Raw genomic sequence first — 25,082 nt, forward strand, 5'->3', positions numbered from 1 at the left:
GGGTGGTGGACAACAGGTCGCGTTTTCTACAGCATATCGCCACCAGAGGCTCCCCGGCGGCCCCCGGGTTTGAGCGCGCGTCCCGGGTCCTGGCCCGGCCGAAGCCGTCCCCCGGGCCCCCGGCGCGCCATGCCTCTCTCCGTCCGATGCCGCATCGGTGCGTTTCCGCGTCGCGCCGCGTGGTGGTCGGTGCCCCTGAAGGGACTGGTCCATGACGCTCACCCCGCCTTCGCCGTCGAATGACATGATGGAATCCGAAGTCCTCACCGCCGACGAGTTCAATCTCTGGTGCGCCCTGAACAACATGCCGTTCCGGCTGACCGAGCACGTCTGGCCGGATGGTGCCACGGAATGGGACGTGGAGGTTCACCCCGGCCGCGCCAGCCAGACCGTGGCCTATGGCACCGGTCAGAACGACGAGACGACCGCCGCCGCGATGGCGTTCGCCTTCGTGGCCGGGGTCGAGTGGTCGGACAACGCGCACCGGGCGGCCGCCGAGGCCAGCGGCACCATTGACCCGACGGGCGAGGGAGAGGGCGACGACACCACCATGCCGCCGCGCCAGGTCGGTCCCGTGTTCACGGCGCCGCCGGCGGCGCTGGCCATGGGCCAGGAGAGCGCCCGCGACCCTGGCGCCCCGACGGACGCGGACGCGAACGCGGCGTGGGACGACAGTGCGGCCCCGACCGCACCACACGACGGCGCCCACCTCGACGCCGACACGCACAGCGTCGATACGCACAGCGCCGATACGCACGAAAATGAGAAGCCCTCGGACCGGACGGCCGCGTCCGAAACAGACGACACCGAGAGACCGGACGGGGACACCGACGACGAGACGGTGTGGCAGTCCGATGCCTGGGGCGCCGAAGCCGGCGAGGAGGGCGGCGACGGCGCCACCGGCGACGGCCTGCCCGACGACCTCGACGACACCAACGACCCGCCCCCGCTGATGCCGCTGTCCGATGGCTCCGATGCCGGCGACCGTATCGGCCCCGCCACGCTGGGCGATGCGTTCGGCGGCGACACCGGCGAGGCGGACGAGCCCGCGCCGGACGATGAGGAGACCGCGACCGGCTACCGGCGACCGTCCCTGGCGGTGTTGCAGGACTCCATCGACACCCGGGAGCGCGTGCTCGACGAGAAAGCCCTGGCAGAAAAGGCCCGGTCGCTGGAAACCGTGCTGCGCAACTTCAAGGTCCGGGGCGAGATCATGCAGGTCCACCAGGGCCCGGTCATCACCCTGTACGAGTTGGAGCCGATTCCCGGCACCAAGTCCTCCACGGTCATCAATCTGGCCGACGACATCGCCCGGTCCATGAGTGCGGTCACAGCCCGTATTGCCGTCGTCCCCGGCCGCAGCGTGATCGGCATCGAACTGCCGAACGAGAGCCGGGACACAGTCTTCCTCAAGGAAATCCTCGAATCCGACGCCTTCGCGGGCACCAACGCGAAGCTGCCCCTGGCGCTTGGCAAGGGCATCGACGGCAGCCCGTTCTCGGTCGATCTGGCGCGCATGCCGCATCTGCTGATCGCGGGCACGACCGGGTCCGGCAAGTCGGTCGGCATCAACGCCATGATCCTGTCGCTGCTGGTGCGCATGGCGCCGGACCAGTGCCGCCTGATCATGGTGGATCCGAAGATGCTGGAGCTGTCGGTCTACGACGGCATCCCGCACCTGCTGACCCCGGTGGTGACCGACCCGAACAAGGCGGTGATGGCCATGAAGTGGGCGGTGCGCGAGATGGAAAGCCGCTACCGCGCCATGTCGGCGGTGGGCGTGCGCAACATCGAGGGGTTCAATCAGCGCATGCGGGAGGCCCGCGCCAACGGCGAGGTCATCACGCGGCAAGTCCAGGTCGGCTATGACCGGCAGGCCCGCGAGCCGATCTACGAGGATCGGCCGATGGACCTGAAGACGCTGCCCTACATCGTCGTCGTGGTCGACGAGATGGCCGACCTGATGCTGGTGGCCGGCAAGGAGATCGAGGCCGTCATTCAGCGTCTGGCGCAGATGGCGCGCGCCGCCGGCATCCACTTGATCATGGCGACGCAACGGCCCTCCGTGGACGTCATCACGGGGACCATAAAGGCCAACTTCCCGACCCGGATCAGCTTCCAGGTCACCAGCAAGATCGACAGCCGCACCATCCTGAGCGAAGCCGGCGCGGAACAACTCGTGGGCCAGGGCGACATGCTCTACATGGCAGCGGGCGGGCGCATCACCCGCGTGCACGGCGCCTTCGTCACCGACCGCGAGGTCGAAGCGCTGGTCGCCCAGCTCAAGACCCAGGGCGAGCCGGAGTACGTCCACTCCATCATCGAGGAGGACGAGGACGGCGCCCCGGTCATGGACAACGACGCGGGCGGCCCCGGCGGCGATGCCGGGATCGCGCTGGGCGAAAGCTCCGGCGACGACCTGTACGATCACGCGGTGGCACTGGTCCTGCGCGAGAACAAGGTGTCGGTCAGCTTCATCCAGCGCCATCTTCAGATCGGCTACAACCGCTCCGCGCGCATCGTCGAGCGGATGGAAAATGAGGGTCTCGTCAGCGCAGCCAACCATGTGGGCAAGCGCGAGATCCTGACGCGCGGGCGCCCGGTCGGCGGCGATGCTGGGGCGTACGACGACGATGCGTGAGCGGGATGATGCCTGACCCGCGTCCGGGCGCGGCGATCGTCTCACTGGCCCAGGCAGCGCCCCGGGCCGGGGGCGCCCGGGGCCCACGGCGCGCCGCGCCGGATGGGGATGCGCCGACTCTGCATGTGCGGTGCGGCTCGGATATCCGGGACAGCCTTGCCATGGCGGGCTTCCAGGGTGATTTCCTGGAGGTCGCGGATCCCCTGATCCAGGGGCCGGTGCCCGCCACCCGGTCCCTGGACGGCTACCACGACACCCGGGCGCGGTTCGTCAGCGCGGCCTATGGCGTTCCTCTGGCCGAGGCGCGTCGGCGCATGGCCGGAGAGTGGGCGGCACTGCTGGCGGCGGATCGCTACGACCGCGTCGTGCTGTGGTTCGAGCATGATGCCTACGACCAGTTGATCCTGGCGCGGGTGCTGGATGCTCTGCACGGACGGCGCGGGCTGGAGGGACGCGCGGCCCTCGTGCTGTACGACCCCGCCCGCGACGGCGCCAGCGTCGGCGTCGTGCGGGGCCTTGGGGAGTTGGGGCCGGACGCACTCCTTCGACTCTGGGGTCAGCGGCGGATGGTGACCCGCGCCCTGACCGCGCAAGGGGTGCGGGTGTGGGACGCGCTGCGCCAGCCGGCCCCCCGGGCGCTGGCCCGCATGGCGGCCGGTCTTGTACCGGGGTTGGCGACGATGGCGCCCGCCCTGCGCCGCTGGCTTCAGGATCTGCCCTGGACCACCGACGGCCTCGCCCTCACCGAACGCGGCCTCCTGCGCACCCTGGCGGATGAAGGCGGCACCGCCTCCACCGGCACCCTGTTCCGCGCCTATCTGACCACGGACCCGCAGCCGACCCTGGGCGATGCCATGATGACCCATGTGGTGCACGGCCTGTGCGCTGGCCCGGAGCCGGCCGTGATCAAGGATGATCCAGACGCTGCCGACCGCACGGCGACCTGGACCCTGACCGAGACCGGCCGGCGCCTGCTGGACGGCACCGCCGATTGGGCCGCGCTGGGCGGCCTCGACCGCTGGATGGGCGGCACGCATCTTGTCTCGCCGATGCCCTCGTGGCGGTGGGATCCCGAAACAGCCGCGCCCATCGCGACCGGCATGGCGGACAGGGCTGGGCGCGGCGAAGCACAACCATGATCACGCTCCGGCCGTCCACGCCTCAGGACGCGGAACGTGTCATGGACATCTGGCGCAAGGCGGTTGACGCGACTCACGCCTTTCTGGCGCCGCGTGACCGTGCCGCGCTCGATCGGGAGCTGGCCGCCTTCTTTCCGCATGCGCCGTTGCTCCTCGCGGTCGATGCCGCGGAGACTCCGCAGGGCTTCATGCTTCTGCATGACGGGCATCTGGAGGCCCTGTTCGTCGACCCGGACCAGCACGGCCGGGGCTTCGGAACCGCTCTCATCCGGGCGGCGCTGTCCCATCGGTCGGACCTGACGACCGACGTGAACGAGCAGAACCCCCAAGCCCTGGGATTCTACACACACAGGGGGTTCGCGCGGATCGGACGGTCGGCGCACGATGGCCAGGGACGGCCCTATCCGCTCATCCACCTTCGGCATCGCACCCCGAACTGAGCGCCCGCCCGATCCCGGCGGCCCGGTGGCCCGGCCGCCCGCGTACGGATCAACGGGCCTTGCGGCCCCCGATGGCATGCCGTAGCGTGAGCTTCGACGTGAACAGAAGACGAACCGCCGCCGGTTTCCGGGCCACACGCGCCCACGGATCGGGGCGGGGCGTCCGGTCGAAGGATGCCGCCGTGCCCCCCTCGCTGCTGGTCCCGGCCCCCGGCCGCCGGGCCATCGCCGACAGCGACACCGCCGCCATGACGCGCGGCATAACCCGTGGCGTCTGCCGGCATCTGGCGAACACGGGCCATGCCGTCCTGACGGAATTCAAGCTGCCGAACCGCCGACGCGCCGACGTGGTGGCCCTGGACCCGGACGGCCAGGTGGTGCTGGTCGAGGTCAAGAGCGCCCTGGCGGACTACCGCGCCGACGGCAAATGGCGGGAGTATCTGCCGTACTGCGATGTGTTCGCCTTCGCCGTGGCAGACACCTTTCCCATCGATGTGCTGCCGCCGGAGTGCGGCCTGCTGGTGGCCGATCCCTGGGGGGCCGAGGTGGTGCGCCTGATGGCGCTCGCCCCCTTGCATCCGGCCCGACGCCGCGCCATGACTCTGCGCTTCGCCCGGTTGGCCGGCGAACGCCTCCACCGGTTGCTCGACCCGCCGGTCTGATGCAGGCCCGCCCCTCACACGACCGGACCCACGCCACGAAGCGGTCACAAAGCCGTGACATAAGAGTCTCATCGTACAGGTGCCCACCGATGATCGTGGCGCCGTCCGTTGCTTCAAAGGAGCCCTGTGCCCATGACCGAGCCGCGCCACCACGACGCCGGCACCGTTCCCACGCCGGTCGCCTGGAAACTGCTGGCCCCGGCCATCGCCGCCATGACCGCCGTGGTCGTCGCGTCGAATATCCTGGTCGGGTATCCGATCAACGACTGGCTGACCTGGGGCGCGCTGTCTTATCCGGTGGCGTTCCTGGTCACGGATCTGACCAACCGGCACTATGGGCCGGCGCTGGCGCGCCGTGTGGTCTATGTGGGCTTTGCCCTGGCGGTCGTGCTGTCCTTTCTGCTGGCCTCCCCGCGCATCGCACTGGCGTCCGGAACGGCCTTCCTGGTGGCGCAGACGCTGGACGTTCAGGTGTTCGACCGGTTGCGGAACCGGGCGTGGTGGCTGCCGCCGCTGATGTCGTCGTTTCTGGGCTCCGCGCTCGACACGGCGCTGTTCTTCTCGCTCGCGTTCGCCGGGGAGCCGCTGCCCTGGGTTCAGTGGGCGTTCGGCGACTTCGCCGTCAAGGTCTGCGTCGCCCTCGCCCTGCTGCCCGCGTTCCGGATCCTGGCGCGGGGACCGGGCGTCGCGGTGGCGCGATGACAATGGCCCGCGCGCCCACCCGCCGCCGGAACACGGCCCGGATCGGAGCCCAGATCGGGTCCGTGGCCGCCGTGCTGGCGCTGCTTGCGACGGCGTTTCCCGCGCCGGCAGCAGCGCAGAGTGCAATCGACGAGCGCCCGGGCCCGCGCGTCATGCTGTGCCTGTACGGCGCCGAGGGCCAAATGCTGGCCGGCAGCCCGCATTGCCCCGACCGCGCCCGGCCCCGCGACGCCATCCTGCCGGCGGCCCACTGCTTTTATGACCGGGAGGGCCGCCTGTGGCGCGGCCTGCCGCGCTGCCCCCGGACCGCGCCGCCGTTCCTAATGGACGAAGCGCGCGGCCAGTAGGCCCCCCCGTCGGCAACACCGCCACCGCAGCACCACAACCACATCAGGCGCCGCCACCGGAGCCGGCCCTGGCCAGGCCGGCATGAAACGCGCGCACCTCGGCGTCTCGGCCATGACCAAGCCCACGCCAGGGGAACGCCTTGTGAGCGGTGGGGTGGGTCCCCTATGCTACCCGCCGCAATCGTCGTATGCCCTGTCTGGACTCACTTGAAAGGACCCGTTGCCCTCATGACTGCTCCGCGCCATGACGTTGTTGCCCTTGGCAACGCCATCGTCGATGTCCACGCCCACGCCAACGAAAGCTTTCTTGCCGAGCACGGCATGAACAAGGGTGGCATGATGCTAATCGACCGCGCCCGCGCCGCCATGCTGTATGACGCCATGGGCCCCGGCGTGGAAAGCTCGGGGGGATCGGCGGCCAACACCGTCGCGGGGCTCGCCTCGCTGGGGGCGCGGGCCGCATTCGTCGGCAAGGTTGCCGAGGACCAGCTCGGTCAGATTTTTACCCACGATATCCGGGCCATCGGCGCGGCCTTCGACACGCCGCCTCTGACCGGACCGAAGGCGGAAGAGTCGTCGACCGCCCGCTGCCTGATTCTGGTCACCCCGGACGGCCAGCGCACCATGAACACCTACCTCGGCGCCTGCATCGAGCTGGGGCCGGAGGACATTGACGAGGCGCTGTTCGCCGGCGGACTCATCACCTACATCGAAGGCTATCTGTGGGATCCGCCACGCGCCAAGGACGCGATCGTCAAGGCCGCCGCCGCCGCCCGCGACGCCGGCCGCAAGGTCGCCCTGACCCTGTCGGACAGCTTCTGCGTCGATCGCCACCGCGAGACGTTCATCGAGCTGACCAGCGGGTTCGTGAACCTGCTGTTCGCCAACGAGGCGGAAATCAAGGCGCTGTACCAGACCGACGACCTCGACCAGGCGGTGGCCCAGATCAAGGGGCACACCGACATCGCGGCCATCACGCGGTCTGAGAAGGGATCGCTGGTGGTGACTGGCGACGAGGTGCTGACCGTGCCCGCCGAGCCGATCGCCCAGGTCATGGACACGACGGGCGCCGGCGATCTGTACGCCGCGGGCTTCCTGCGTGGCCTGACCAGCGGCCGCAGCCTAGCGGACTGCGCCCACATCGGGCACGTCTGCGCGGCGGAGATCATCAGCCATTTCGGCCCGCGCCCCGAGGTGGCGTCACTGGCCGATCTGGTCTCGCAGAAAATGGGCCGCGCCGCCTGACGCACCCTCCCTAACGAGATCGCCCCGACGGGGACGGGGTGGGGGCACGCCGGTCGCGCCCCCGCCTCCGGGATCAGGCGCCGGGTCCGGCGCTTTCGCCGCCGCCGATCACATCCATCTGGCCGCGAATCTCGCCGCCTTCCTCGATCACGAGGGCCGCGTACTGCACCGAGCCGTTGATGCGCCCGCCGTTGCGCAGGGTCAGCCGGCGCTTGACGATCAGGTTGCCCTCGAAACGGCCGGAGATGTCCGCCTCCTGAATCGAGGCGGTCCCCTTGAACAAGCCGCTGGCCGTGACCTCAATCGCCTCGGCGTCGTTCAGGTCGGCCTCCACCGTGCCCTCGACCACCAGACGGTCGCAGGCGCTGATCTGGCCGTTGAGCTGAATGCCGCTGCCGACGATCAGATTTTTCGTCTCCCCGGACTCCCGCGTGGCCACCGTTCCGGGCTTGGGCGGCGACAGGGTCGGCGGGGCGCTCTCCGCCTCCGGGGCGGCCGGCGCCGGAGCCTTCAGCCCGTCGGCCCGGCCCACCATGGGCGGTTCCGGGCGGAACGCGCCGGTCTGCGGCTTGACCGGCATACCGGGTTGAAACTTCGGAGACGACACTTGAGACGGCTCGTGGGACGAGGGGCCGCCCTTAGGCTCCCCGGCGTCGAGACGGTCCTCGGTCGTGGCGCCGCCTTGGCCGCCACCGGACGGACGGCCCTGAGGGCTGTTGCCAAAAAAAGCCATGGGTTGTGATCCCTCGTTGAAAGCTGCGCATGCGGGCCGGGCGCGTATCGCCAGCGTCGGTCACCGCCTCATCTGAATCTTAAGCGGAGGCGGGGCGCCCCCGCAACGTCTGGACAACGTGCACCATGAACGCGGTGGCGAGAACCGGCACCAGAAGATTGAGGAACGGAACCAGCATCAAACCCGCGATCACCGCCCCCGCGACGAAGATCTGGGTGCGATGGGTGCGCCGCTCCGCCGTGAGGCTGTGGCGGTCGAGCCGACGTGCCGCCACGAGCTCGTGATACTCCCGCCCCAGAAGATAGCCGTTGAGCACGACATAAATGACGGGGCTGAGCACCGACAGAAAAATGTAAAACGGCAGCGCCACGATGTTCAGCAGCACCGACACCGCCGCGAACGAGAGAGCGCCACCCAGTCCCTCCAGCAGCGGCACCTCGCGCGCCGGGGGCAGATTCGGATAGTGGCGGCGCTCCACGGCGTCCGCAATGCGTTCCAGGAACAGACTGACGAACACGGTCACCACGGCGGGGAAGAAGATCAGCGCCACCACGACCGCCGCGCCCCCGCCCACGACATCGATAACGGTATCCAGCCACGGCGAATCGACCACGGTGATCGATCCCAGGCCGAACCAAAGCCCCAGGACGAGCGCAATGTAACAGGCGAGGGTCAGGCCCAGGCTGATCCACAGCGGCTGGCGCACACGCGGGTCACCGAGCTGTTCGATGGCTTTGATAAGGGCGCGGATCATGACGGAAACTCGCTTCGCAGTCTCGGAGATGTCTCGGACCTCGACGGGGGCACCGACGGGGCCCGAATCGCCGCACGGTAGACCACCGACGCCCGCCAGGAAACGCCCATCTCGCGGTCGCCACACGGTTTTGGCGGCCATCCGGCGGGCGCCCAAGCTCTTTGGAATCCTTATTGTTTCTCAAGCGAACACAGTCGTTTGGAGGGGGCTTTTTGCGCCGTTCGATAGGATTCGACACCCCCTCCTTCGCATGCGCGATAATTTTTTATTGCGAGATCGCCCATCTTCACGTTATGAAATTACCCAACTTGGTTGGTTCTGAATGACAGTTCCATGTCGCCCAGCGGGCAAATTCGCTCGCAAATTGACTGGAGCATCATACATTTGCCACCCACATAGAGATTAGAATAAGAAAAAATGACGGGGAGCAAGCGGCACGCGCGGTGCATAGGCCCGCTCAGGCGGACCACCTCCGGATCACCCGGACAGAAACCGTACGGCCGCGCATGGGGCCCACGCGCACCATGCCATCACATAGGAGGACGTGCGCAGTGCTGTATCACATCCATGAGATGAATCATCATGCGATGATGCCCATGCGAATGATGGCCCAGGCCGTCAACATGCTGGCGACCAATCCGCTGTTGCCCTCCAGCCATACGGGCCTGGGTCGGACGGTCGCGGCCGGCACCGACGTGTTCGAGCGGGTCACGCGGAAGTACGCCAAGCCCGAGTTCGGCCTGAACGACACCATCGTCGACGGCGAACTGGTGTCCGTCACCGAGCGCGTGGTCGATCACAAGCCGTTCTGCAACCTGATCCACTTCGAACGCGACCTGGACGAACCGCGCGACGATCCGGCCATCCTGGTCGTCGCCGCCTTGTCCGGCCACTACGCAACGCTGATGCGCGGCACGGTCGAGGCCCTGCTGCCCGACCATGAGGTCTACATCACGGACTGGCTCAACGCCCGCGACGTCGCGCTGTGGCACGGCGATTTCGACATGGAGACCTATGTCCGCTACGTCATCGAGTTCCTGGAGGTGTTGGGGCCCGACACCACCGTTTTGGCGGTCTGCCAGCCGGGCGTGCCCGTCCTCTGCGCCGCCGCGCTGATGGCCGAGGACGACAACCCGAACCGGCCGCATTCGATCGTGCTGATGGGCAGCCCCATCGACACCCGCGAGAGCCCGACGGCGGTCAATCTGTTCGCCGAGAGCAAGGATATGTCGTGGTTCCGGCGGCGCTTCATCCAGACCGTCCCGGCCCCCTACATGGGGGTCGGCCGCAACGTCTATCCCGGTTTCCTGCAACTCGGCGGCTTCATGGCCATGAACGTCGAGCGGCACATGGACGCCCACAAGGACTACTTCAACCACCTGATCGAGGGCGACGGCGACTCCGCGGCCGCACACCGCACGTTCTATGACGAATATCTGTCAGTCATGGATATGCCGGCCAACTTCTACCTCCAGACCATCGAGCGGGTGTTCAAGGAGCATCACTTGCCCGAGGGCCGCATGAGGATCGGCGACCGTCTGGTCCGGCCGGAGGCGATCACGGACATCGGCCTGTTCACGGTCGAGGGCGAGAAGGACGACATCACCGGCCTGGGCCAGACCGAGGCCTCCCACCGCCTGATGTCCAACGTCCCGGCCGCCTTCCGGGAGCACATGGTGTGCCCGGGCGTGGGCCACTACGGCGTGTTCAACGGACGGCGCTGGCGCGAGGTCATCCGTCCGCGGATCGCCAGCTTCGTGCGCAAGGCCCGGGCGCGCCGGGGCTTCGGCTCGCCGGTCGAACCCGCCGTGACGGACTCCGAAATCCGGGCGAGCGCCGTGGCGCACGAGCCGGCGGCGGCCGCCGGCACGGGTGCCAGCAAGAGTAAGGGTCGCGCCCGCACCGGCGGGTCGACCGGCACCACCGCGACCACGCGCAGCCGCTCGGGAAGCGCCCGACGCACAGCCGCCGCGACGCAACCGGCCGAATAGGGGCGGCCGAATAGGGGCGGCCGAATAGGGGCACCCGACATCATCCGACAGACGCGAGACGGCGGGCGCTCCCGGGCGCCTGCCGTCTCCGTTTGCCCCCACGCCCCGGCGAGACCGGCTCCAAACGGGTCCAAACACCCCCCTGTCCCCAGCCGCCGGGTTGGGTATACTCCGTGCATGACATCCCGGTCGCACCCCGCGTCCGGCCCCTTGGCCGGCTCCGCGCCTTCCTCCCCGTCGTCCCCGGCGCGCCCGGTCACCGGACCGTTGCCCGGCGCGGACGACCCGCCCCCGTTCGAGGTCCTCAACCCGGACGCCCAACGGCCGGTGCTGCTGATCTGCGATCACGCCGGACACCGCCTTCCCCAGGCGCTGGGGACGCTGGGGCTCGACAACGCCGACCTGCACCGGCACATCGCCTGGGATATCGGCGCCGCCGCCGTCACGCGCCACCTCGCCCGCCGCCTGGACGTCTGCGCGGTGCTGGCGACCTACTCGCGGCTCGTCATCGACCTCAACCGGGTGCCGGGTGCGGCGGATTCGATCCCGGCGGTCAGCGACAACACGCCCGTCCCCGGCAACCAGAACCTGACCGAAGCCGAGGAGGAGGCCCGCATCACCGGGCTGTTCCATCCCTATCACGCGGAGATCACGCGCCGGCTTCATCATTTGTGGCGCGCCACCGGGCAGGCGCCGGTTCTGTTCTCCATCCACTCCTTCACGCCGACGATGACATGCGGCGGCCCGCCCCGCCCGTGGCACATCGGCGTGCTGTGGGACAGCGACGGCCGCCTCGCCCTGCCCTTGATGGAGGGGCTGGCGCACGACCCGGACCTGATCGTGGGCGACAACGAGCCGTACTCCGGCTGGGTGGTCGGATACACGGTCGCGGCCCACGCCGGCAGCGCCGGTCTGGCCCGCGCCGCCATCGAGATCCGGCAGGACCTGATCGCGACCGAAGCCGGGGCCGCGGACTGGGCCGGCCGTCTGGCGTCCATTCTGGAGGGTATCCTGGCGGACCCGGGCCTGTACGTGCACCTGTCGGACGGTGGCCCGGACCCGTCGGGCTCCGACGGCCTGGAATAACCGGCCGGGAACAACCGCCGGAGAGCCGGCTCCGCCGCCGTCCAGGAGGGCGCGGACGGGCCGTCATCGCAGGGGGAGGAGCGCGATGAGCACCATCATGAACACCGAACCGGCGTTCACCCTGGGCGTGGAGGAGGAATACCTCCTGGTGAACCCGGACACCGGCGACCTGGTGACCGACGTCCCGGATTCGATGATGCAGCAGTTCGCCGATATGCCGGAGGGCGTGGCGAGCCCAGAGTTCCTGCGCAGCCAGATCGAGGTCGGCACCCGCAAGTGCGAGACCGTTGCCGAACTCGGCACATGCCTGCGCGCGCTCCGCCGACGGGTCCATGATGTGGCCGCCCTTCACAATCTCGCGCCCATCGCCGCATCGACGCATCCGTTCGCGCAATGGAGCGACCAGAAGCATACGGTCAAGGACCGCTACACCGCGCTCGCCAAGGACTATCAGGCCGTCGCCCGACGGCTGCTGATCAGCGGCATGCATGTGCACGTCGGGATCGAGGACCCGGACCTGCGCATCGACCTGATGAACCAGACCGCGTACTTCCTGCCGCACCTGCTGGCGCTGTCGACCTCATCGCCCTTCTGGCGCGGGCTGGACACGGGCCTGAAGAGCTATCGCATCAGCGTGTTCAACGAACTGCCGCGCACCGGCCTGCCCGGGCGGTTCGAGTCCTACGCGGACTACAAGCGCCATATCGACATCGTGGTGCAGGCCGGCCTGCTGGAGGACGCCAGCAAGATCTGGTGGGACCTGCGGCCGTCCGCGACCTTCCCCACCCTGGAAATGCGGATCACCGACATCTGCACCCGCGTCGACGACACCCTGTGCCTCGCCGCGCTGTACGTCTGCATCCTGCGCATGCTGTGGCGGCTGCGCCGGTCCAACCAGCGCTGGCGCATCTACGCGCAGATGTTGGTGGAGGAAAACCGCTGGCGGGCGCAACGCTACGGGCTCGATGAGGGGCTGGTGGATTTCGGCAAAGGGCAGGTGGTGCCGATGGCCGCCCTGACCGAAGAGCTGATCGAACTGACCCGGGAAGACCAGAAAGTGCTCGGCTGCCGCGACGAAGTGGAGCACGTCCGCGACATCATCGCACGCGGCACCAGTGCGCACGCCCAGCGCCGCACCTACCAGGAGGCCATCGAGGGCGGCGCGGATTCGGAGGACGCCCTGCGCGAGGTGGTCGCCATGCTGCGCCGGCAAACCATACTGGGCGTGTAACGCCGGACGTCCGAAGGCGCACGCGGTGCGGTCCGCCCCCTTCGGTCGGCCGCAAGCCCCAAACCGCTCCTTCTTGCGGGCGTATCTCCCGCCCCGTACGATGCCCGCGCGACACGCCCGGCGCCCGCTTGGTATCGCGGCCGGCCCCCTGCCCCTGCACGCCCACACCACCCCTGTCCTCGACGCAGCCCCCATTTGGCCCCCGCTTGGCCCCCCAATTGGCCCCTCCCAATTGGATGCCGGAGATCGAAACCCGTGGACCGACAGAACGAAGAGGGCGATCTCCTCGCTCATATCGTGGTCACGACCGATGCCAGCATCGTTGTGCCGACCTACAAGGAAGCCGAGAACATCCCGCTGGTCATCGATCGCGTGCATCGGCTGCGGGACCGGCTTGGCGTCGACCTGGAACTGCTGTTCATGGACGACGACAGCCGGGACGGCAGCGTCGAAACCGTGGCGGCCTGTGGCTTCGACTGGGTCCGGATGATCGTCCGCACCGAGAACCGGGGCCTGAGTCCGGCGGTGATCGACGGCTTTCGCGCCGCCCGCCATCCCATCCTGATCTGCATGGACTGCGACCTGAGCCATCCGCCGGAGGCGATCCCGCACATGATCCTCGCCCTCAACGCGGGTCAGCAGTTCGTGATCGGGTCCCGCTACGTCCCCGGCGGCTCGACGGACGACACCTGGGGTCTGTTCCGCTGGCTCAACAGCGCCGTGGCCACCCTGCTGGCGCGCCCCTTGACCTCGGCCCGCGATCCGATGTCCGGGTTTTTCGCGCTCCGTAAGGCCGACTTCGACGCGGCGGACTCTCTGAGTCCGGTGGGGTACAAGATCGGCCTGGAGCTGATCGTCAAATGCGGGTTCGAGAACGTGGGCGAAGTGCCGATTCACTTCACCGACCGCCAGCACGGCGAAAGCAAGCTGTCCGTAAAGGAACAGTTGAAGTACATCCAGCATCTGCGCCGCCTGTATATTCATCAGTTCGGCAACGCCATGCACTTCCTCCAGTTCATGGTCGTCGGCGCGTCCGGTGTCGTGGTCAATCTGTCCGTTCTGACGGTCCTTGTGGCGTTGGGATGCCCGGACACCATCAGTCTGGCCGGCGGCATCCTGGTCAGTCTGGTGACGAACTTCCTGCTGAACCGGCGGTTCACGTTCAGCTATGCACGCCAGAACAAGGTCCTCCCGCAGTTCCTGGGCTTCCTGGCGGCGTCGGTCGTCGGCATGGTCGTGAACTATTCCGTGGCGCTGACCCTGCGGACGCATGTATTCGGCTCGTCCCACGCCGCCCTGTATGGCGCCGCGTTGGTGGGCATTCTGTGCGGGATGGTGTTCAATTTCCTTGGCAACCGCTATCTGGTCTTCCGGCAGCGCTTTGGCGGGTCGCCGGACGGATCGCCGGGCGCCTGATAGCAATATCCATTTTAAGATTACGTTCTTGGGTCCGCGCGCGATAGATTTGTGCTATCGCGGCATGACGATTTGCAATTTGATAACCACGCCCGTTTCCCCGACACTGGGTGCAATTGGGAGTGGACCGGTCCAATCCACGCCCGCCAAACAGAAAACAGCACCGCGCCCCCATGGGCGCGGTCAACAGGATGGCGCCTGCAAGGACGCGGACAGGGAGGACCGATGGCGGAACGCTCACCCTGGGCGGAGGATCGCGCGCGCGCGATCGTGGACGACCACCGCGCCATGCCGGGGGCGCTGCTACCGCTGCTGCATGCGTTGCAGGAGGAGTTCGGCTGCATCGACGAGCCCGCCGTGCCGCTGCTGGCGGACGCGCTGAACCTGTCGCGGGCCGAAGTCCACGGCGTCGTCACCTTCTATCAGGACTTCCGCCGCACCCGGCCAGGCCGGCATGTGGTCAAGGTCTGCCGCGCCGAAGCCTGTCAGGCGGTCGGCGCGGAGTCCCTGCTGGATCACGTCAAACGCACGCTGGCGGTGAGCGAGGGCGAGACCACACCGGACGGGGCCTTCACGCTGGAGGCGGTCTATTGCCTGGGCAACTGCGCCCTCGGGCCAGCGGTGATGATCGACGACACCCTGCACGGGCGCGTTGGCCCGGCCCGCTTCGATGCGCTCGCGAAGACACACCGGGCGGAGGATCCGGCATGAGCACGCCGCGCGTCTTCATCCCGCGTGACGCGGCGGCCCTGTCCGTGGGCGCGGACGCCGTCGCCTCCGCCGTCCGGGCGGAAGCCGAAGCGCGTGACCTCGCGGTGGAGATCGTGCGGACGGGCTCGCGCGGCCTGCTGTGGCTGGAGCCGCTGTTGGAGGTCGAAGGGCCGGACGGCACCCGCTACGCCTTCGGTCCGATGACACCGGAAGCCGTCCCCGAGCTGTTCGAGGCCGGCGTTCCGGCGCCCGACACCGCGCACCCCCTCGCCCTGGGGCCGACCGAGGCGATCCCCTATCTGGCGGACCAGCACCGCGTCACCTTCAGCCGCTGCGGCATCATCGACCCGCTGTCGGTAGCCGACTATCGCGCCCATGGCGGCTTCGCCGGGCTCGACCGCGCCCTGACCATGACGGCGGAGGAGATCTGCGCGGCGGTCACCGACAGCGGCCTGCGCGGGCGGGGCGGCGCGGGCTTCCCGGCCGGCCGCAAGTGGGACACCGTCCGCACGGCACCCGGCGAGACCAAGTACATCGCCTGCAACGCCGACGAAGGCGACAGCGGCACCTTCGCCGACCGCATGCTGATGGAGGGTGACCCCTTCCTGCTGATCGAGGGCATCACCATCGCCGGGCTGGCGACGGGGGCCACCGAGGGCTTCATCTACATGCGCTCCGAATACCCGCACGCCATCACCACCATGCGCGACGCCGTCGCGTTGGCGGAGGCGGAGGGCTGGCTGGGCGACGGCATCCACGGCACCGACCGACGCTTTCACCTGCATGTGCGGGTGGGCGCGGGCGCCTACATCTGCGGCGAGGAAACCGCGATGCTGGAAAGCCTGGAGGGCCGGCGCGGTCAGGTCCGGGCCAAGCCACCGCTGCCGGCGCTGGAGGGGCTGTTCGGCAAACCGACGGTGGTCAACAACGTGCTCACCCTGGCCGCCGTGCCGGACATCCTGGCCTTCGGCCCCGACGTCTATGCCACCTTCGGGGTCGGACGCTCGCGCGGGACACAGCCGTTCCAGTTGGCCGGCAACGTGCGGCGCGGCGGGCTGGTCGAGGTGCCGTTCGGCATCTCCCTGCACGATCTGGTCTACCGCTTCGGCGGCGGCACCGCGTCCGGGCGGCCGGTCAAGGCGGTGCAGGCGGGCGGCCCGCTGGGCGCCTATCTGCCGGAGCACCTGTTCCACCTGCCCAAGGACTACGAGGCCTTCGCGGCCGTGGGCGCCATGGTCGGGCACGGCGGCCTCGTCGTGTTCGACGACACCGTGGACATGGCCGCCCAGACGCGCTTTGCCCTGGAGTTCTGCGCCATCGAGAGCTGCGGCAAGTGCACGCCCTGCCGCATCGGCAGCCAGCGCGGCGTGGAGGTCATCGACCGCATCGTCGCGGGCGAGGACCGGGACGCCAACCTTGCCCTGCTGGACGACCTGTGCACGGTGCTGGCCGACGGCTCGCTCTGCGCCATGGGGGGCCTGACGCCGCAGCCGGTGCGCAGCGCGCTGCGGCATTTCCCGGAGGACTTCGACCGCCCGCCGCACACGGGGACCGCCCGTCAGGCGGCCGAGTGATGCCGTAGAGGGTGGCGTGTCGCTGTCGCGCCTCCCCTCCCCCCGGCGGGGGGAGGGTGGGAGGGGGCGCTCCTGTTCCGTGTTCCGATCGCACATGAGGCCTGCCATGACCCTGATCCGCGAGCCTGACCACGGCACCCCGGCGGTGGACGCCGCCACCCTGGTTTCGCTGACCATCGACGGCCGGGCCGTGACGGTGCCCGAGGGCACCTCCGTGCTGCGCGCCGCCAGCGAGGCCGGCATCTCCATCCCCAAGCTCTGCGCCACCGACAGCGTCAAGGCCTTCGGCTCCTGCCGGCTGTGTCTGGTGGAGATCGAGGGCCGCACGGGCACCCCGTCGTCCTGCACCACCCCGGTGGCGGAGGGCATGGTGGTCGCAACCCAGACCCCGCGCCTCGCGAAGCTGCGGCGGGGGGTGATGGAGCTGTACATCTCCGACCACCCGCTGGACTGCCTGACCTGCGCGGCCAACGGCAACTGCGAACTTCAGGACATGGCGGGTGCGGTCGGCCTGCGCGAGGTCCGTTACGGTTCTGACGGCGCCAACCACCGCGCGGCCGAGAAGGACACCAGCACGCCCTATTTCACCTACGACCCCAGCAAGTGCATCGTCTGTTCGCGCTGTGTGCGGGCCTGCGAGGAGGTCCAGGGCACCTTTGCGCTGACCATCGAGGGGCGCGGCTTCGACTCCCGCGTCTCCCCGGGCGCCCACGAGAGCTTCCTGGACAGCGAATGCGTCTCCTGCGGCGCCTGCGTGGAGGCCTGCCCGACCGCGACCCTGACCGAAACCAGCGTCATCCAGCACGGCCAGGGCGAGCACGCCGTCTCCACCACCTGCGCCTATTGCGGCGTGGGCTGCTCGTTCCGGGCCGAGATGCAGGGTGAGACCGTGGTGCGCATGGTGCCGGAGAAGACCGGTGGGGCCAACGCCGGCCATAGCTGCGTGAAGGGGCGGTTCGCGTTTGGCTACGCCACCCATCCCGACCGCGTGACCACACCGATGATCCGCGAGAGCATCGACGAGCCCTGGCGCGAAACGACCTGGGAGGAGGCCATCGCCTTCGCCGCCGACCGCTTCACGGCGATCCAGGCCGCCCACGGCCCGCACACCATCGGCGGCATCACCTCGTCGCGCTGCACCAACGAAGAGGTCTTCGTGGTGCAGAAGATGATCCGCGCGGCCTTCGGCACCAACAACGTGGACACCTGTGCGCGCGTCTGCCACGCGCCCACCGGCTACGGCCTGAAGCAGACCTTCGGCACCTCGGCCGGCACCCAGGACTTCCAGAGCGTCGAGCACGCCGACGTCATCCTGCTGATCGGTGCCAACCCGACCGATGGTCACCCGGTGTTCGGCTCGCGCATGAAACAGCGCCTGCGGGCGGGGGCCACGCTGATCGTCGCCGACCCGCGCCGGATCGATCTGGTGCGCACGCCCCACGTCCAGGCCGCGCACCATCTGGCGCTACGGCCGGGCAGCAACGTGGCGCTCATCAACGCCATGGCGCACGTCGTGATGACCGAGGGGCTGGAGGACCGCGCCTTCATCGCCGAGCGCTGCGATCCGGACAGCTTCGCCGAATGGGCCGCCTTCATTCGCCAGCCCCAGAACGCACCCGAGGCGCTGGAGGGCCTGATCGGCGTGCCGGCGGCGGACATCCGCGCCGCCGCCCGCCTGTACGCCACTGGCGGCAACGGCGCCATCTACTACGGCCTGGGTGTCACGGAGCACAGCCAGGGCTCCACCATGGTCATGGGGCTAGCCAACCTCGCCATGGCGACCGGCAACATCGGCCGGCGGGGCGTGGGCGTGAACCCGCTGCGCGGCCAGAACAACGTGCAGGGCTCCTGCGACATGGGCTCCTTCCCGCACGAGTTCAGCGGGTATCGCTCGGTCACCGACGACACCGTGCGCGCCACGTTCGAGGCGGCCTGGGGCGCGGCGTTGCAGACGGAGCCGGGGTTGCGCCTGCCCAACATGCTCGACGCCGCCGTCGCCGGCACCTTCAAGGGGCTCTTCATCCAAGGGGAGGACATCGCCCAATCGGACCCCAATACCCGCCATGTGACGGCGGCCCTGCGGGCGATGGACTGTGTGGTGGTGATGGACCTGTTCCAGAACGAAACCGCCGCCTACGCCCATGTGTTCCTGCCGGGTACCTCTTTCCTGGAAAAAGACGGCACCTTCACCAACGCCGAACGGCGCATCAACCGGGTGCGCCCGGCCATGCGCCCGAAGACGGGCACGCACGAGTGGCAGGCGGTGTGCGATCTGGCGACCGCGATGGGCCACCCGATGGCCTACGACGACCCGTCGCAGATCATGGACGAGATCGCGGCGCTGACGCCCACCTTCGCCGGGGTCTCGTTCGACCGGTTGGACCGGCTGGGCAGCGTGCAATGGCCCTGCAACGACGCGGCCCCCGAGGGCACGCCGATCATGCACGCGGACGGCTTCGTGCGTGGCCAGGGCCGGTTCATGGTCACGGACTTCGTGGCGACGGAGGAGCGCACCACCCGCGCCTTCCCGCTGATCCTGACCACCGGGCGGATCCTGAGCCAGTACAACGTCGGCGCCCAGACCCGCCGTACCGCCAATGTGACCTGGCATGCCGAGGACCGGCTGGAGATCCACCCCCACGACGCCGAGGTGCGCGGCATCGCGGAGGGCGACCGGGTCTCGCTCGCCAGCCGCATGGGGGCGACCAGCCTGCGCGCGACCCTGACGGAGCGGGTGCCGCCGGGCGTGGTCTACACCACCTTCCACCACCCGATCACCGGCGCCAACGTGGTGACGACCGATCGGGGGGACTGGGCCACCGACTGCCCAGAATACAAGGTGACGGCGGTGCAGGTGACCCTCGCCAACGCCCCGGCCGATACCCCCACGGCGCCCGTGGCGGCGGAGTAGCGGCCGGACGCCCCGCGCCGCACCGACAAACAGTCGACGGCCCGCTGCGGGGGCGCTATGCAGGCGGTATCATGACCCATACCACCGCCCCCACCAGCCTGACGTCCCCCACACCGCCCGCGCCCGACGACCTGGAGCTGTTCCTGGTCACCCTGCCCGGGCTTGAGGAGGCGCTGCGCGACGAAGCCCGCGCCCTCGGTTTCCGCGACGCCGCCGCCGTACCCGGTGGGGTGACGGTGCGGGGCGGCTGGCCGGAGGTCTGGCGCGCCAATGTGATGTTGCGCGGCGCCAGCCGGGTGCTGGTGCGCATCGGCGCCTTTCGCGCCTTCCACCTTGCCCAGTTGGACAAGCGCGCCCGCCGTGTGGACTGGGGCGCCATCCTGCGGCCGGACGTGCCGGTGCGGGTGGAGGCGTCGTGCAAGGGCTCGCGCATCTACCACGACCGCGCCGCCGCGCAACGCATCGCCCGCGCCATCGAGGCCGGGGCCGGCGCCCCCATCGGCGCCGAGGCCGAGGTGGTAGTCAAGGCGCGCATCCAGGGCGACGTCTGCACCCTCAGCCTCGACACCTCGGGCGAGGGCCTGCACAAGCGCGGCCATAAGGAGGCCGTGGGCAAGGCGCCCCTGCGCGAGACTCTGGCGGCGCTGTTCCTGCGGCAATGCGGCTACGACGGGCGAGAAACGGTGGTGGACTCCATGTGCGGGTCCGGCACCTTCGTGATCGAGGCGGCGGAGATCGCCGCCGGCCTCGCCCCTGGCCGGTCGCGGCGGTTCGCGTTCCAGCATCTGGCGACCTTCGACCCGGCCGCCTTCGCGGCGATCACCGTCGCCAGCGCGGACGCCGATGGTCCGGCCGCCCCCCGCGCTTATGGCTATGATCGGGACGCGGGCGCCATCACCATGAGCGGGGAGAACGCGGCCCGCGCCGGGGTCGAAGCCTGGACGGCGTTCGCCCAACAGACGGTCAGCGACCTGGAGCCGCCGCCGGGACCACCGGGGCTGGTGATCGTCAACCCGCCCTATGGCCTGCGCATCGGGGAGAAAACGGCCCTGAAGCCGCTCTATCAGGCGCTCGGGCGCACCCTCCTGGAGCGGTTCACCGGCTGGCGGGTCGGTCTGGTCACCAGCGAGGCGCCCTTGGCCCGGGCCACCGGCCTGCCGTTCGGTCCCGCCGGGCCGCCGGTGCCGCACGGCGGGGTCCGCATCCGCCTGTACGCCACCGGGCCGCTCTGACGAGCGTGCCCGGGAACCGGAGGCCCACAGCATGACCCACGGCATTCGGCACCCGACGACCGGCGACACAGGAGACGAGGCTGGCGCCGTGGACTGGGCGCTGCCCGAGGAAGCCCCCATCGCCTTCGTCTACAACGGCGCGCCGTTCGCGGTGATGATGGCGACCCCAGCCGATCTGGAGGATTTCGCCCTCGGCTTCTCGCTCGCCGAGGGGATCATCCCGACCCCGAACGCCCTGCTGCTGACCAAGGTCCGCCGTGTGGCCGAGGGTCCCGCCGAGGGGTGGGAACTCTGCCTCGCCGTGGATCCGGATCGCGCCGCTATGGAGCGCCTGGCCGGCCGGCGGGCGCTGGAGGGCCGCGGCGGCTGCGGGCTGTGCGGGGTGGAGACTCTGGCGGACGCCCTCACCACCCTGCCGCCCGTGGCGCCGATATCCAAGGGCGTGAGCCCGGCCGCCATCGCCCGCGCCTTCGCCGCCCTGCCGGAGCATCAGCCGCTCAACGCCCGCACCCGCTCCGTCCACGGCGCGGCGTTCTGCGATCCGGATGGCCGCATCCGGCTGGCGCGCGAGGACGTCGGGCGGCATTCCGCGCTCGATAAGCTGATCGGCGCCATGGCGCGCGCCGGTCTGTCCGGAGCTGAGGGTTTCGGGGTGCTGTCCAGCCGCTGCGGCGTCGAACTGGTGCAGAAGGCTGCCCGAGTCGGGCTGCCGTTGCTGGCGACGCTATCGGCACCGACCACGCTGGCGCGGGAGACGGCGGCGGCCGTCGGCATGACCCTTGCCGCACGCGCCAAGCCAGAGGGCGTGGTGCTGTTCGCGCCCGACGGTCAGACCGGTGATTAACCGACCACGTCCAACAGGGTCTGCTGCATCTCGTCGGCGGTCCGAATGACGCTGGCGGCGCTTTCATAGCTCCGCGAGGCGTCGTTCAGAGTGATGATTTCCGTGGTCAGATCGACGTTCGGCATGGCGTCGACACCACCCTGCCCGTTCGGCACCGCCGTCGAGGCCGGATCGACCGCCTGGATCGTCGCGCGCACCCCGCCCCCGTCCAGCGACACCGGGGCCACCGTGCGCGGTGTATAGCCGGTCTCGCCCTGCGGCCGCGCCGCCGGGTCGAGCGCCACACGGTTGGTCGCGTTCGCGATGTTGTCGGCCGCGACCGCCACCCGGGTTTCGTTCATCCGGAGCGCGGACACGCCGATGGACAGCGCGGGAATGGCCATGAGGGATGCCCTTTCGTTTCGATCTCCCAACTAGGGTACGCGAGATCCCATCGTCCGGACCACCCCGCCATTGGGCATAGCGATTCCCCTGTCGGGCGCGGTGCCAAAGCGGTCGCATCCCCGGCCGGAACCCGGCATCCTGCGCCCCATGACGACCGCAGCGCTTCCCCTCGTCCTCCTCGCCGGCCCCACCGCCAGCGGCAAGTCCCGTCTGGCCCTGAGCTTAGCTGAGCGCCTGGAGGGCACCATCATCAACGCCGACAGCGCGCAGGTGTATCACGACCTGCGCATTGTCAGCGCGCGACCGACCCCGGACGAGGAAGCCCGCGTCCCGCACCGGCTGTATGGCGTGCTCGACGGCAACGCGGTCTGTTCCGCCCCGCGCTGGGCCGACATGGCCGCCGACGCGGTGCGTGAGACCTGGGCAGCCGACCGCTTGCCGCTGATCGTCGGCGGCACCGGCCTTTATATGAAGGCGCTGACCGAGGGCCTCGCGGCCATGCCGGACATTCCGCCGGCGATCCGGGCCGAGGTGCGGGCGCGCGTGGCCGCGCTGGGTCCTCCAGCGGCCCATGCCGCGCTCGCCGCCCGCGACCCGGAGACGGCGGCCCGCCTGGACCCCGCGAACCCCCAGCGCATCGCCCGCGCCTGGGAAGTGCTGGAGGCCACGGGCCGTCCCTTGGCGTGGTGGCAACGCCAACCGCCGGCCCCGCCGCCGCTGGCCGCCCGCGTTCTGACCCTGGTCCTCGATCCGCCGGCCGACGCCCTGCGCCGCGTCATTGATCGCCGGGTCGAGACCATGCTCGTCGCTGGCGCCCTGGATGAGGTTTCGGCCCTCCGGGCGCGCGGTCTGCCCCCCGACCGCCCGGTCCTGAAGGCCGTGGGCGTACCCGAACTGAGCGCATACCTGACCGGCGCGCTGCCCTGGACTGAGGCGGTCGCTCGCATGCAAGCCGCGACGCGCCGGTATGCCAAACGCCAGCGAACGTGGTTGCGGGGCCAGATTACACCTGACTCCATTCTGCATACGACCGATCCGACGCAATTTTCGGAAAGCCTTGCCGACCAAAGCTTTGCAATCGTTCGGCGGTTTTTGTTGACCCCCTAGGGGTCTGGGACTAGGGTGGCGCTCCCCCGCGCCCGGTTCGGGCCCCTGCGGGGCTTGCCTCCGTTCCGATTCAGTCTGCCGGCGGCTCCCTCCGGACCCCGTCGGCGCGATCCCGTTCCGCCACCAAGGATGCGCACCATGTCAGAGCAGCTCTCCGGCGCCGAGATTGTCCTCAAAGCCCTCGTCGATCAGGGCGTGGAGGTCGTATTCGGATACCCGGGCGGCGCCGTACTGCCGATCTACGATGCTCTGTTCCGGCAGAACCGCATCCGTCATGTGCTGTGCCGGCATGAACAAGGCGCCGTCCACATGGCCGAGGGCTATGCCCGCTCGACCGGCAAGGTCGGCTGCGTGCTCGTCACATCCGGCCCGGGCGCGACCAACGCGGTGACGGGTCTGACCGATGCCCTGATGGACTCCGTGCCCATCGTCTGCTTGACCGGACAGGTACCCACCTTCCTGATCGGGAACGACGCCTTCCAGGAGGCCGACACCACCGGCATCACCCGCCAGTGCACCAAGCACAATTATCTGGTCAAGGAGCCGGACCGGCTGGCCCGCACCATCCACGAGGCCTTCGTGGTTGCCTCCACCGGTCGCCCCGGCCCGGTCGTGGTCGACCTGCCGAAGGACGTGCTGATGGGCAAGGCGCCCTACATCCCGGCCAGCCGGGTCAAGCACCGCTCCTACAAGCCGCAGATGAAGGCGGACATCGCGTTGATCGAACAGGCGGTCGAGCTGATGGGCAAGGCCCAGCGGCCGATCTTCTACATCGGCGGCGGCGTCGTGAACTCGGGGCCGAGTGCCTGCAAGCTGCTGGCCAGCTTCGTGCGGTCCACCGGCTTCCCCATCACCAGCACGCTGATGGGCCTGGGCGCCTACCCGGCGTCGGACCAGCAGTTCCTGGGCATGCTGGGGATGCACGGCACCTATGAAGCCAATCTGGCCATGCACGCCTGCGACGTGATGATCTGCATCGGCGCGCGGTTCGACGACCGGGTGACCGGCCGCCTGGACGCGTTCGCGCCGAACGCCAAGAAGATCCACGTCGACATCGACCCGTCCTCGATCAACAAGAACGTCGTGGTCGACGTGGCCATCGTCGGCGACGTCGCCCATGTGGTCGAGGACATGATCCGGGTCTGGAAGGCCAAGCAGATCCGCCCGACCCAGAAGGCCCTGGCCACCTGGTGGGGTCAAATCGACGCCTGGAAGGCGCGCAACTGCCTCGCCTACAAGACCAACGACACCACCATCAAGCCGCAGCAGGCGATTGAGCGCCTGTACGCCCTGACCAAGGACCGTGACACGTACATCACGACCGAGGTCGGGCAGCACCAGATGTGGGCCGCTCAGTTCTACAAGTTCGAGGAGCCGAACCGCTGGATGACCTCCGGCGGCCTGGGCACCATGGGCTACGGACTGCCCGCCGCGCTCGGCGTGCAGGTGGCGCATCCGGAGTCGCTGGTGGTGGACATCTCCGGCGAGGCCTCGTTCCAGATGAACATGCAGGAGATGGGCACCGCGTCCCAGTACCGCCTGCCCGTCAAGGTGTTCATCCTGAACAACCAGTACATGGGCATGGTGCGTCAGTGGCAGGAGCTGCTGCACGGCAGCCGCTATTCCGAAAGCTACAGCGACGCCCTGCCGGACTTCGTCAAGCTGGCGGAGAGCTTCGGCTGGCTCGGCCTTGAGGTGGAGTCCCCGGCCGACCTGGACGATGCGATCAAGACCATGATCGAGTCCGACAAGCCGGTGCTGATGAACGTTCATGTGGACCCGTCGGAGAACTGCTATCCCATGATCCCGTCGGGCGCCGCCCACAACGACATGCTCATGGGACCCGAGGACACCGCCGGCGCCGGCGTGTCCGATCACGGCATGGTGCTGGTATAGGCCGATGCGCCGACCCTGCCCCATCCCTCAACGAAC

Annotated in this window: 21 protein-coding genes; 18 read left to right on the forward strand and 3 right to left on the reverse strand. The window is 69.3% G+C overall.

The window, feature by feature from the left end; all coding sequences use genetic code 11:
- The first annotated feature begins 211 nt into the window (after nt 1-211).
- The 7 genes from GGD82_RS11810 (at nt 212) to GGD82_RS11840 (ending at nt 7,176) form a co-directional block, all read left to right on the forward strand.
- Nucleotides 212-2,641, forward strand: coding sequence for a DNA translocase FtsK (locus GGD82_RS11810; protein WP_170284294.1), 2,430 nt, complete (start codon nt 212-214; stop codon nt 2,639-2,641).
- An 8-nt stretch (nt 2,642-2,649) separates the two neighbouring features.
- On the forward strand, nt 2,650-3,780 hold the full coding sequence (locus GGD82_RS11815) for a DUF1835 domain-containing protein (protein ID WP_184013276.1): 1,131 nt from the start codon (nt 2,650-2,652) through the stop codon (nt 3,778-3,780).
- On the forward strand, nt 3,777-4,220 hold the full coding sequence (locus tag GGD82_RS11820; RefSeq protein WP_150062547.1) for an acetyltransferase: 444 nt from the start codon (nt 3,777-3,779) through the stop codon (nt 4,218-4,220). Before GGD82_RS11815 ends, GGD82_RS11820 begins: the two co-directional genes overlap by 4 nt.
- Nucleotides 4,221-4,402: 182 nt before the next feature.
- The gene (locus tag GGD82_RS11825; protein WP_281292736.1) at nt 4,403-4,882 is read left to right on the forward strand and encodes an MmcB family DNA repair protein; all 480 of its coding nucleotides are present in this window, start codon (nt 4,403-4,405) and stop codon (nt 4,880-4,882) included.
- Between the two features lie 132 nt (nt 4,883-5,014).
- The gene (locus tag GGD82_RS11830) at nt 5,015-5,584 is read left to right on the forward strand and encodes a queuosine precursor transporter (RefSeq protein ID WP_150062545.1); all 570 of its coding nucleotides are present in this window, start codon (nt 5,015-5,017) and stop codon (nt 5,582-5,584) included.
- Nucleotides 5,581-5,931, forward strand: coding sequence for a hypothetical protein (locus GGD82_RS11835; protein ID WP_150062544.1), 351 nt, complete (start codon nt 5,581-5,583; stop codon nt 5,929-5,931). The genes GGD82_RS11830 and GGD82_RS11835 overlap by 4 nt, the downstream gene beginning before the upstream one ends.
- 228 nt (nt 5,932-6,159) lie before the next feature.
- Complete coding sequence (locus tag GGD82_RS11840; protein ID WP_150062543.1) at nt 6,160-7,176, forward strand: adenosine kinase; 1,017 nt, start codon at nt 6,160-6,162, stop codon at nt 7,174-7,176.
- 73 nt (nt 7,177-7,249) lie between these two features.
- Here GGD82_RS11840 and GGD82_RS11845 read toward each other — a convergent pair whose 3' ends face one another.
- Together GGD82_RS11845 and GGD82_RS11850 are read right to left on the reverse strand one after the other, a co-directional pair.
- Nucleotides 7,250-7,909: a bactofilin family protein gene (locus GGD82_RS11845; RefSeq protein ID WP_150062542.1), complete on the reverse strand. Its 660-nt coding sequence runs from the start codon at nt 7,907-7,909 to the stop codon at nt 7,250-7,252.
- A 79-nt stretch (nt 7,910-7,988) separates the two neighbouring features.
- Nucleotides 7,989-8,663: an EI24 domain-containing protein gene (locus GGD82_RS11850; RefSeq protein WP_150062541.1), complete on the reverse strand. Its 675-nt coding sequence runs from the start codon at nt 8,661-8,663 to the stop codon at nt 7,989-7,991.
- A gap of 524 nt (nt 8,664-9,187) precedes the next feature.
- Here GGD82_RS11850 and GGD82_RS11855 point away from each other — a divergent pair.
- From GGD82_RS11855 to fdhD, 9 genes are all read left to right on the forward strand, one after another.
- Nucleotides 9,188-10,654: a polyhydroxyalkanoate depolymerase gene (locus tag GGD82_RS11855; protein ID WP_221240781.1), complete on the forward strand. Its 1,467-nt coding sequence runs from the start codon at nt 9,188-9,190 to the stop codon at nt 10,652-10,654.
- Between the two features lie 267 nt (nt 10,655-10,921).
- On the forward strand, nt 10,922-11,740 hold the full coding sequence (locus GGD82_RS11860; protein ID WP_246163897.1) for an N-formylglutamate amidohydrolase: 819 nt from the start codon (nt 10,922-10,924) through the stop codon (nt 11,738-11,740).
- Nucleotides 11,741-11,825: 85 nt separating this feature from the next.
- Nucleotides 11,826-12,971: a carboxylate-amine ligase gene (locus GGD82_RS11865; RefSeq protein WP_150062538.1), complete on the forward strand. Its 1,146-nt coding sequence runs from the start codon at nt 11,826-11,828 to the stop codon at nt 12,969-12,971.
- A gap of 255 nt (nt 12,972-13,226) precedes the next feature.
- Entirely contained in the window at nt 13,227-14,387 is a 1,161-nt protein-coding gene (locus GGD82_RS11870; protein ID WP_170284293.1) for a glycosyltransferase, read from the forward strand.
- Between the two features lie 225 nt (nt 14,388-14,612).
- Nucleotides 14,613-15,098: a formate dehydrogenase subunit gamma gene (locus tag GGD82_RS11875; protein ID WP_150062536.1), complete on the forward strand. Its 486-nt coding sequence runs from the start codon at nt 14,613-14,615 to the stop codon at nt 15,096-15,098.
- Nucleotides 15,095-16,672, forward strand: a complete 1,578-nt coding sequence (locus GGD82_RS11880; protein WP_150062535.1) for a formate dehydrogenase beta subunit — start codon at nt 15,095-15,097, stop codon at nt 16,670-16,672. Before GGD82_RS11875 ends, GGD82_RS11880 begins: the two co-directional genes overlap by 4 nt.
- A 106-nt stretch (nt 16,673-16,778) precedes the next feature.
- Complete coding sequence (fdhF, locus tag GGD82_RS11885) at nt 16,779-19,583, forward strand: formate dehydrogenase subunit alpha (protein WP_150062534.1); 2,805 nt, start codon at nt 16,779-16,781, stop codon at nt 19,581-19,583.
- A gap of 71 nt (nt 19,584-19,654) precedes the next feature.
- Nucleotides 19,655-20,815, forward strand: a complete 1,161-nt coding sequence (locus GGD82_RS11890) for a THUMP domain-containing class I SAM-dependent RNA methyltransferase (protein ID WP_150062533.1) — start codon at nt 19,655-19,657, stop codon at nt 20,813-20,815.
- A gap of 31 nt (nt 20,816-20,846) precedes the next feature.
- Nucleotides 20,847-21,659: a formate dehydrogenase accessory sulfurtransferase FdhD gene (fdhD, locus tag GGD82_RS11895; RefSeq protein WP_150062532.1), complete on the forward strand. Its 813-nt coding sequence runs from the start codon at nt 20,847-20,849 to the stop codon at nt 21,657-21,659.
- On the opposite strand, the gene GGD82_RS11900 is transcribed toward fdhD, so the two are convergent.
- Nucleotides 21,656-22,042 (reverse strand): flagellar basal body rod C-terminal domain-containing protein, encoded by a 387-nt coding sequence (locus tag GGD82_RS11900; protein ID WP_150062531.1) that lies wholly within the window; start codon nt 22,040-22,042, stop codon nt 21,656-21,658. The two genes, fdhD and GGD82_RS11900, sit on opposite strands and share 4 nt — an antisense overlap.
- Before the next feature lie 136 nt (nt 22,043-22,178).
- Here GGD82_RS11900 and miaA point away from each other — a divergent pair, with 136 nt between their 5' ends.
- Both miaA and GGD82_RS11910 read left to right on the forward strand, forming a co-directional pair.
- Complete coding sequence (gene miaA, locus GGD82_RS11905) at nt 22,179-23,150, forward strand: tRNA (adenosine(37)-N6)-dimethylallyltransferase MiaA (RefSeq protein ID WP_150062573.1); 972 nt, start codon at nt 22,179-22,181, stop codon at nt 23,148-23,150.
- A 138-nt stretch (nt 23,151-23,288) separates the two neighbouring features.
- Nucleotides 23,289-25,046, forward strand: a complete 1,758-nt coding sequence (locus GGD82_RS11910) for an acetolactate synthase 3 large subunit (protein WP_150062530.1) — start codon at nt 23,289-23,291, stop codon at nt 25,044-25,046.
- Nucleotides 25,047-25,082: the final 36 nt, after the last annotated feature.

This window comes from Roseospira marina (assembly GCF_014197855.1).
In the GTDB taxonomy this organism is placed as follows: domain Bacteria; phylum Pseudomonadota; class Alphaproteobacteria; order Rhodospirillales; family Rhodospirillaceae; genus Rhodospira; species Rhodospira marina.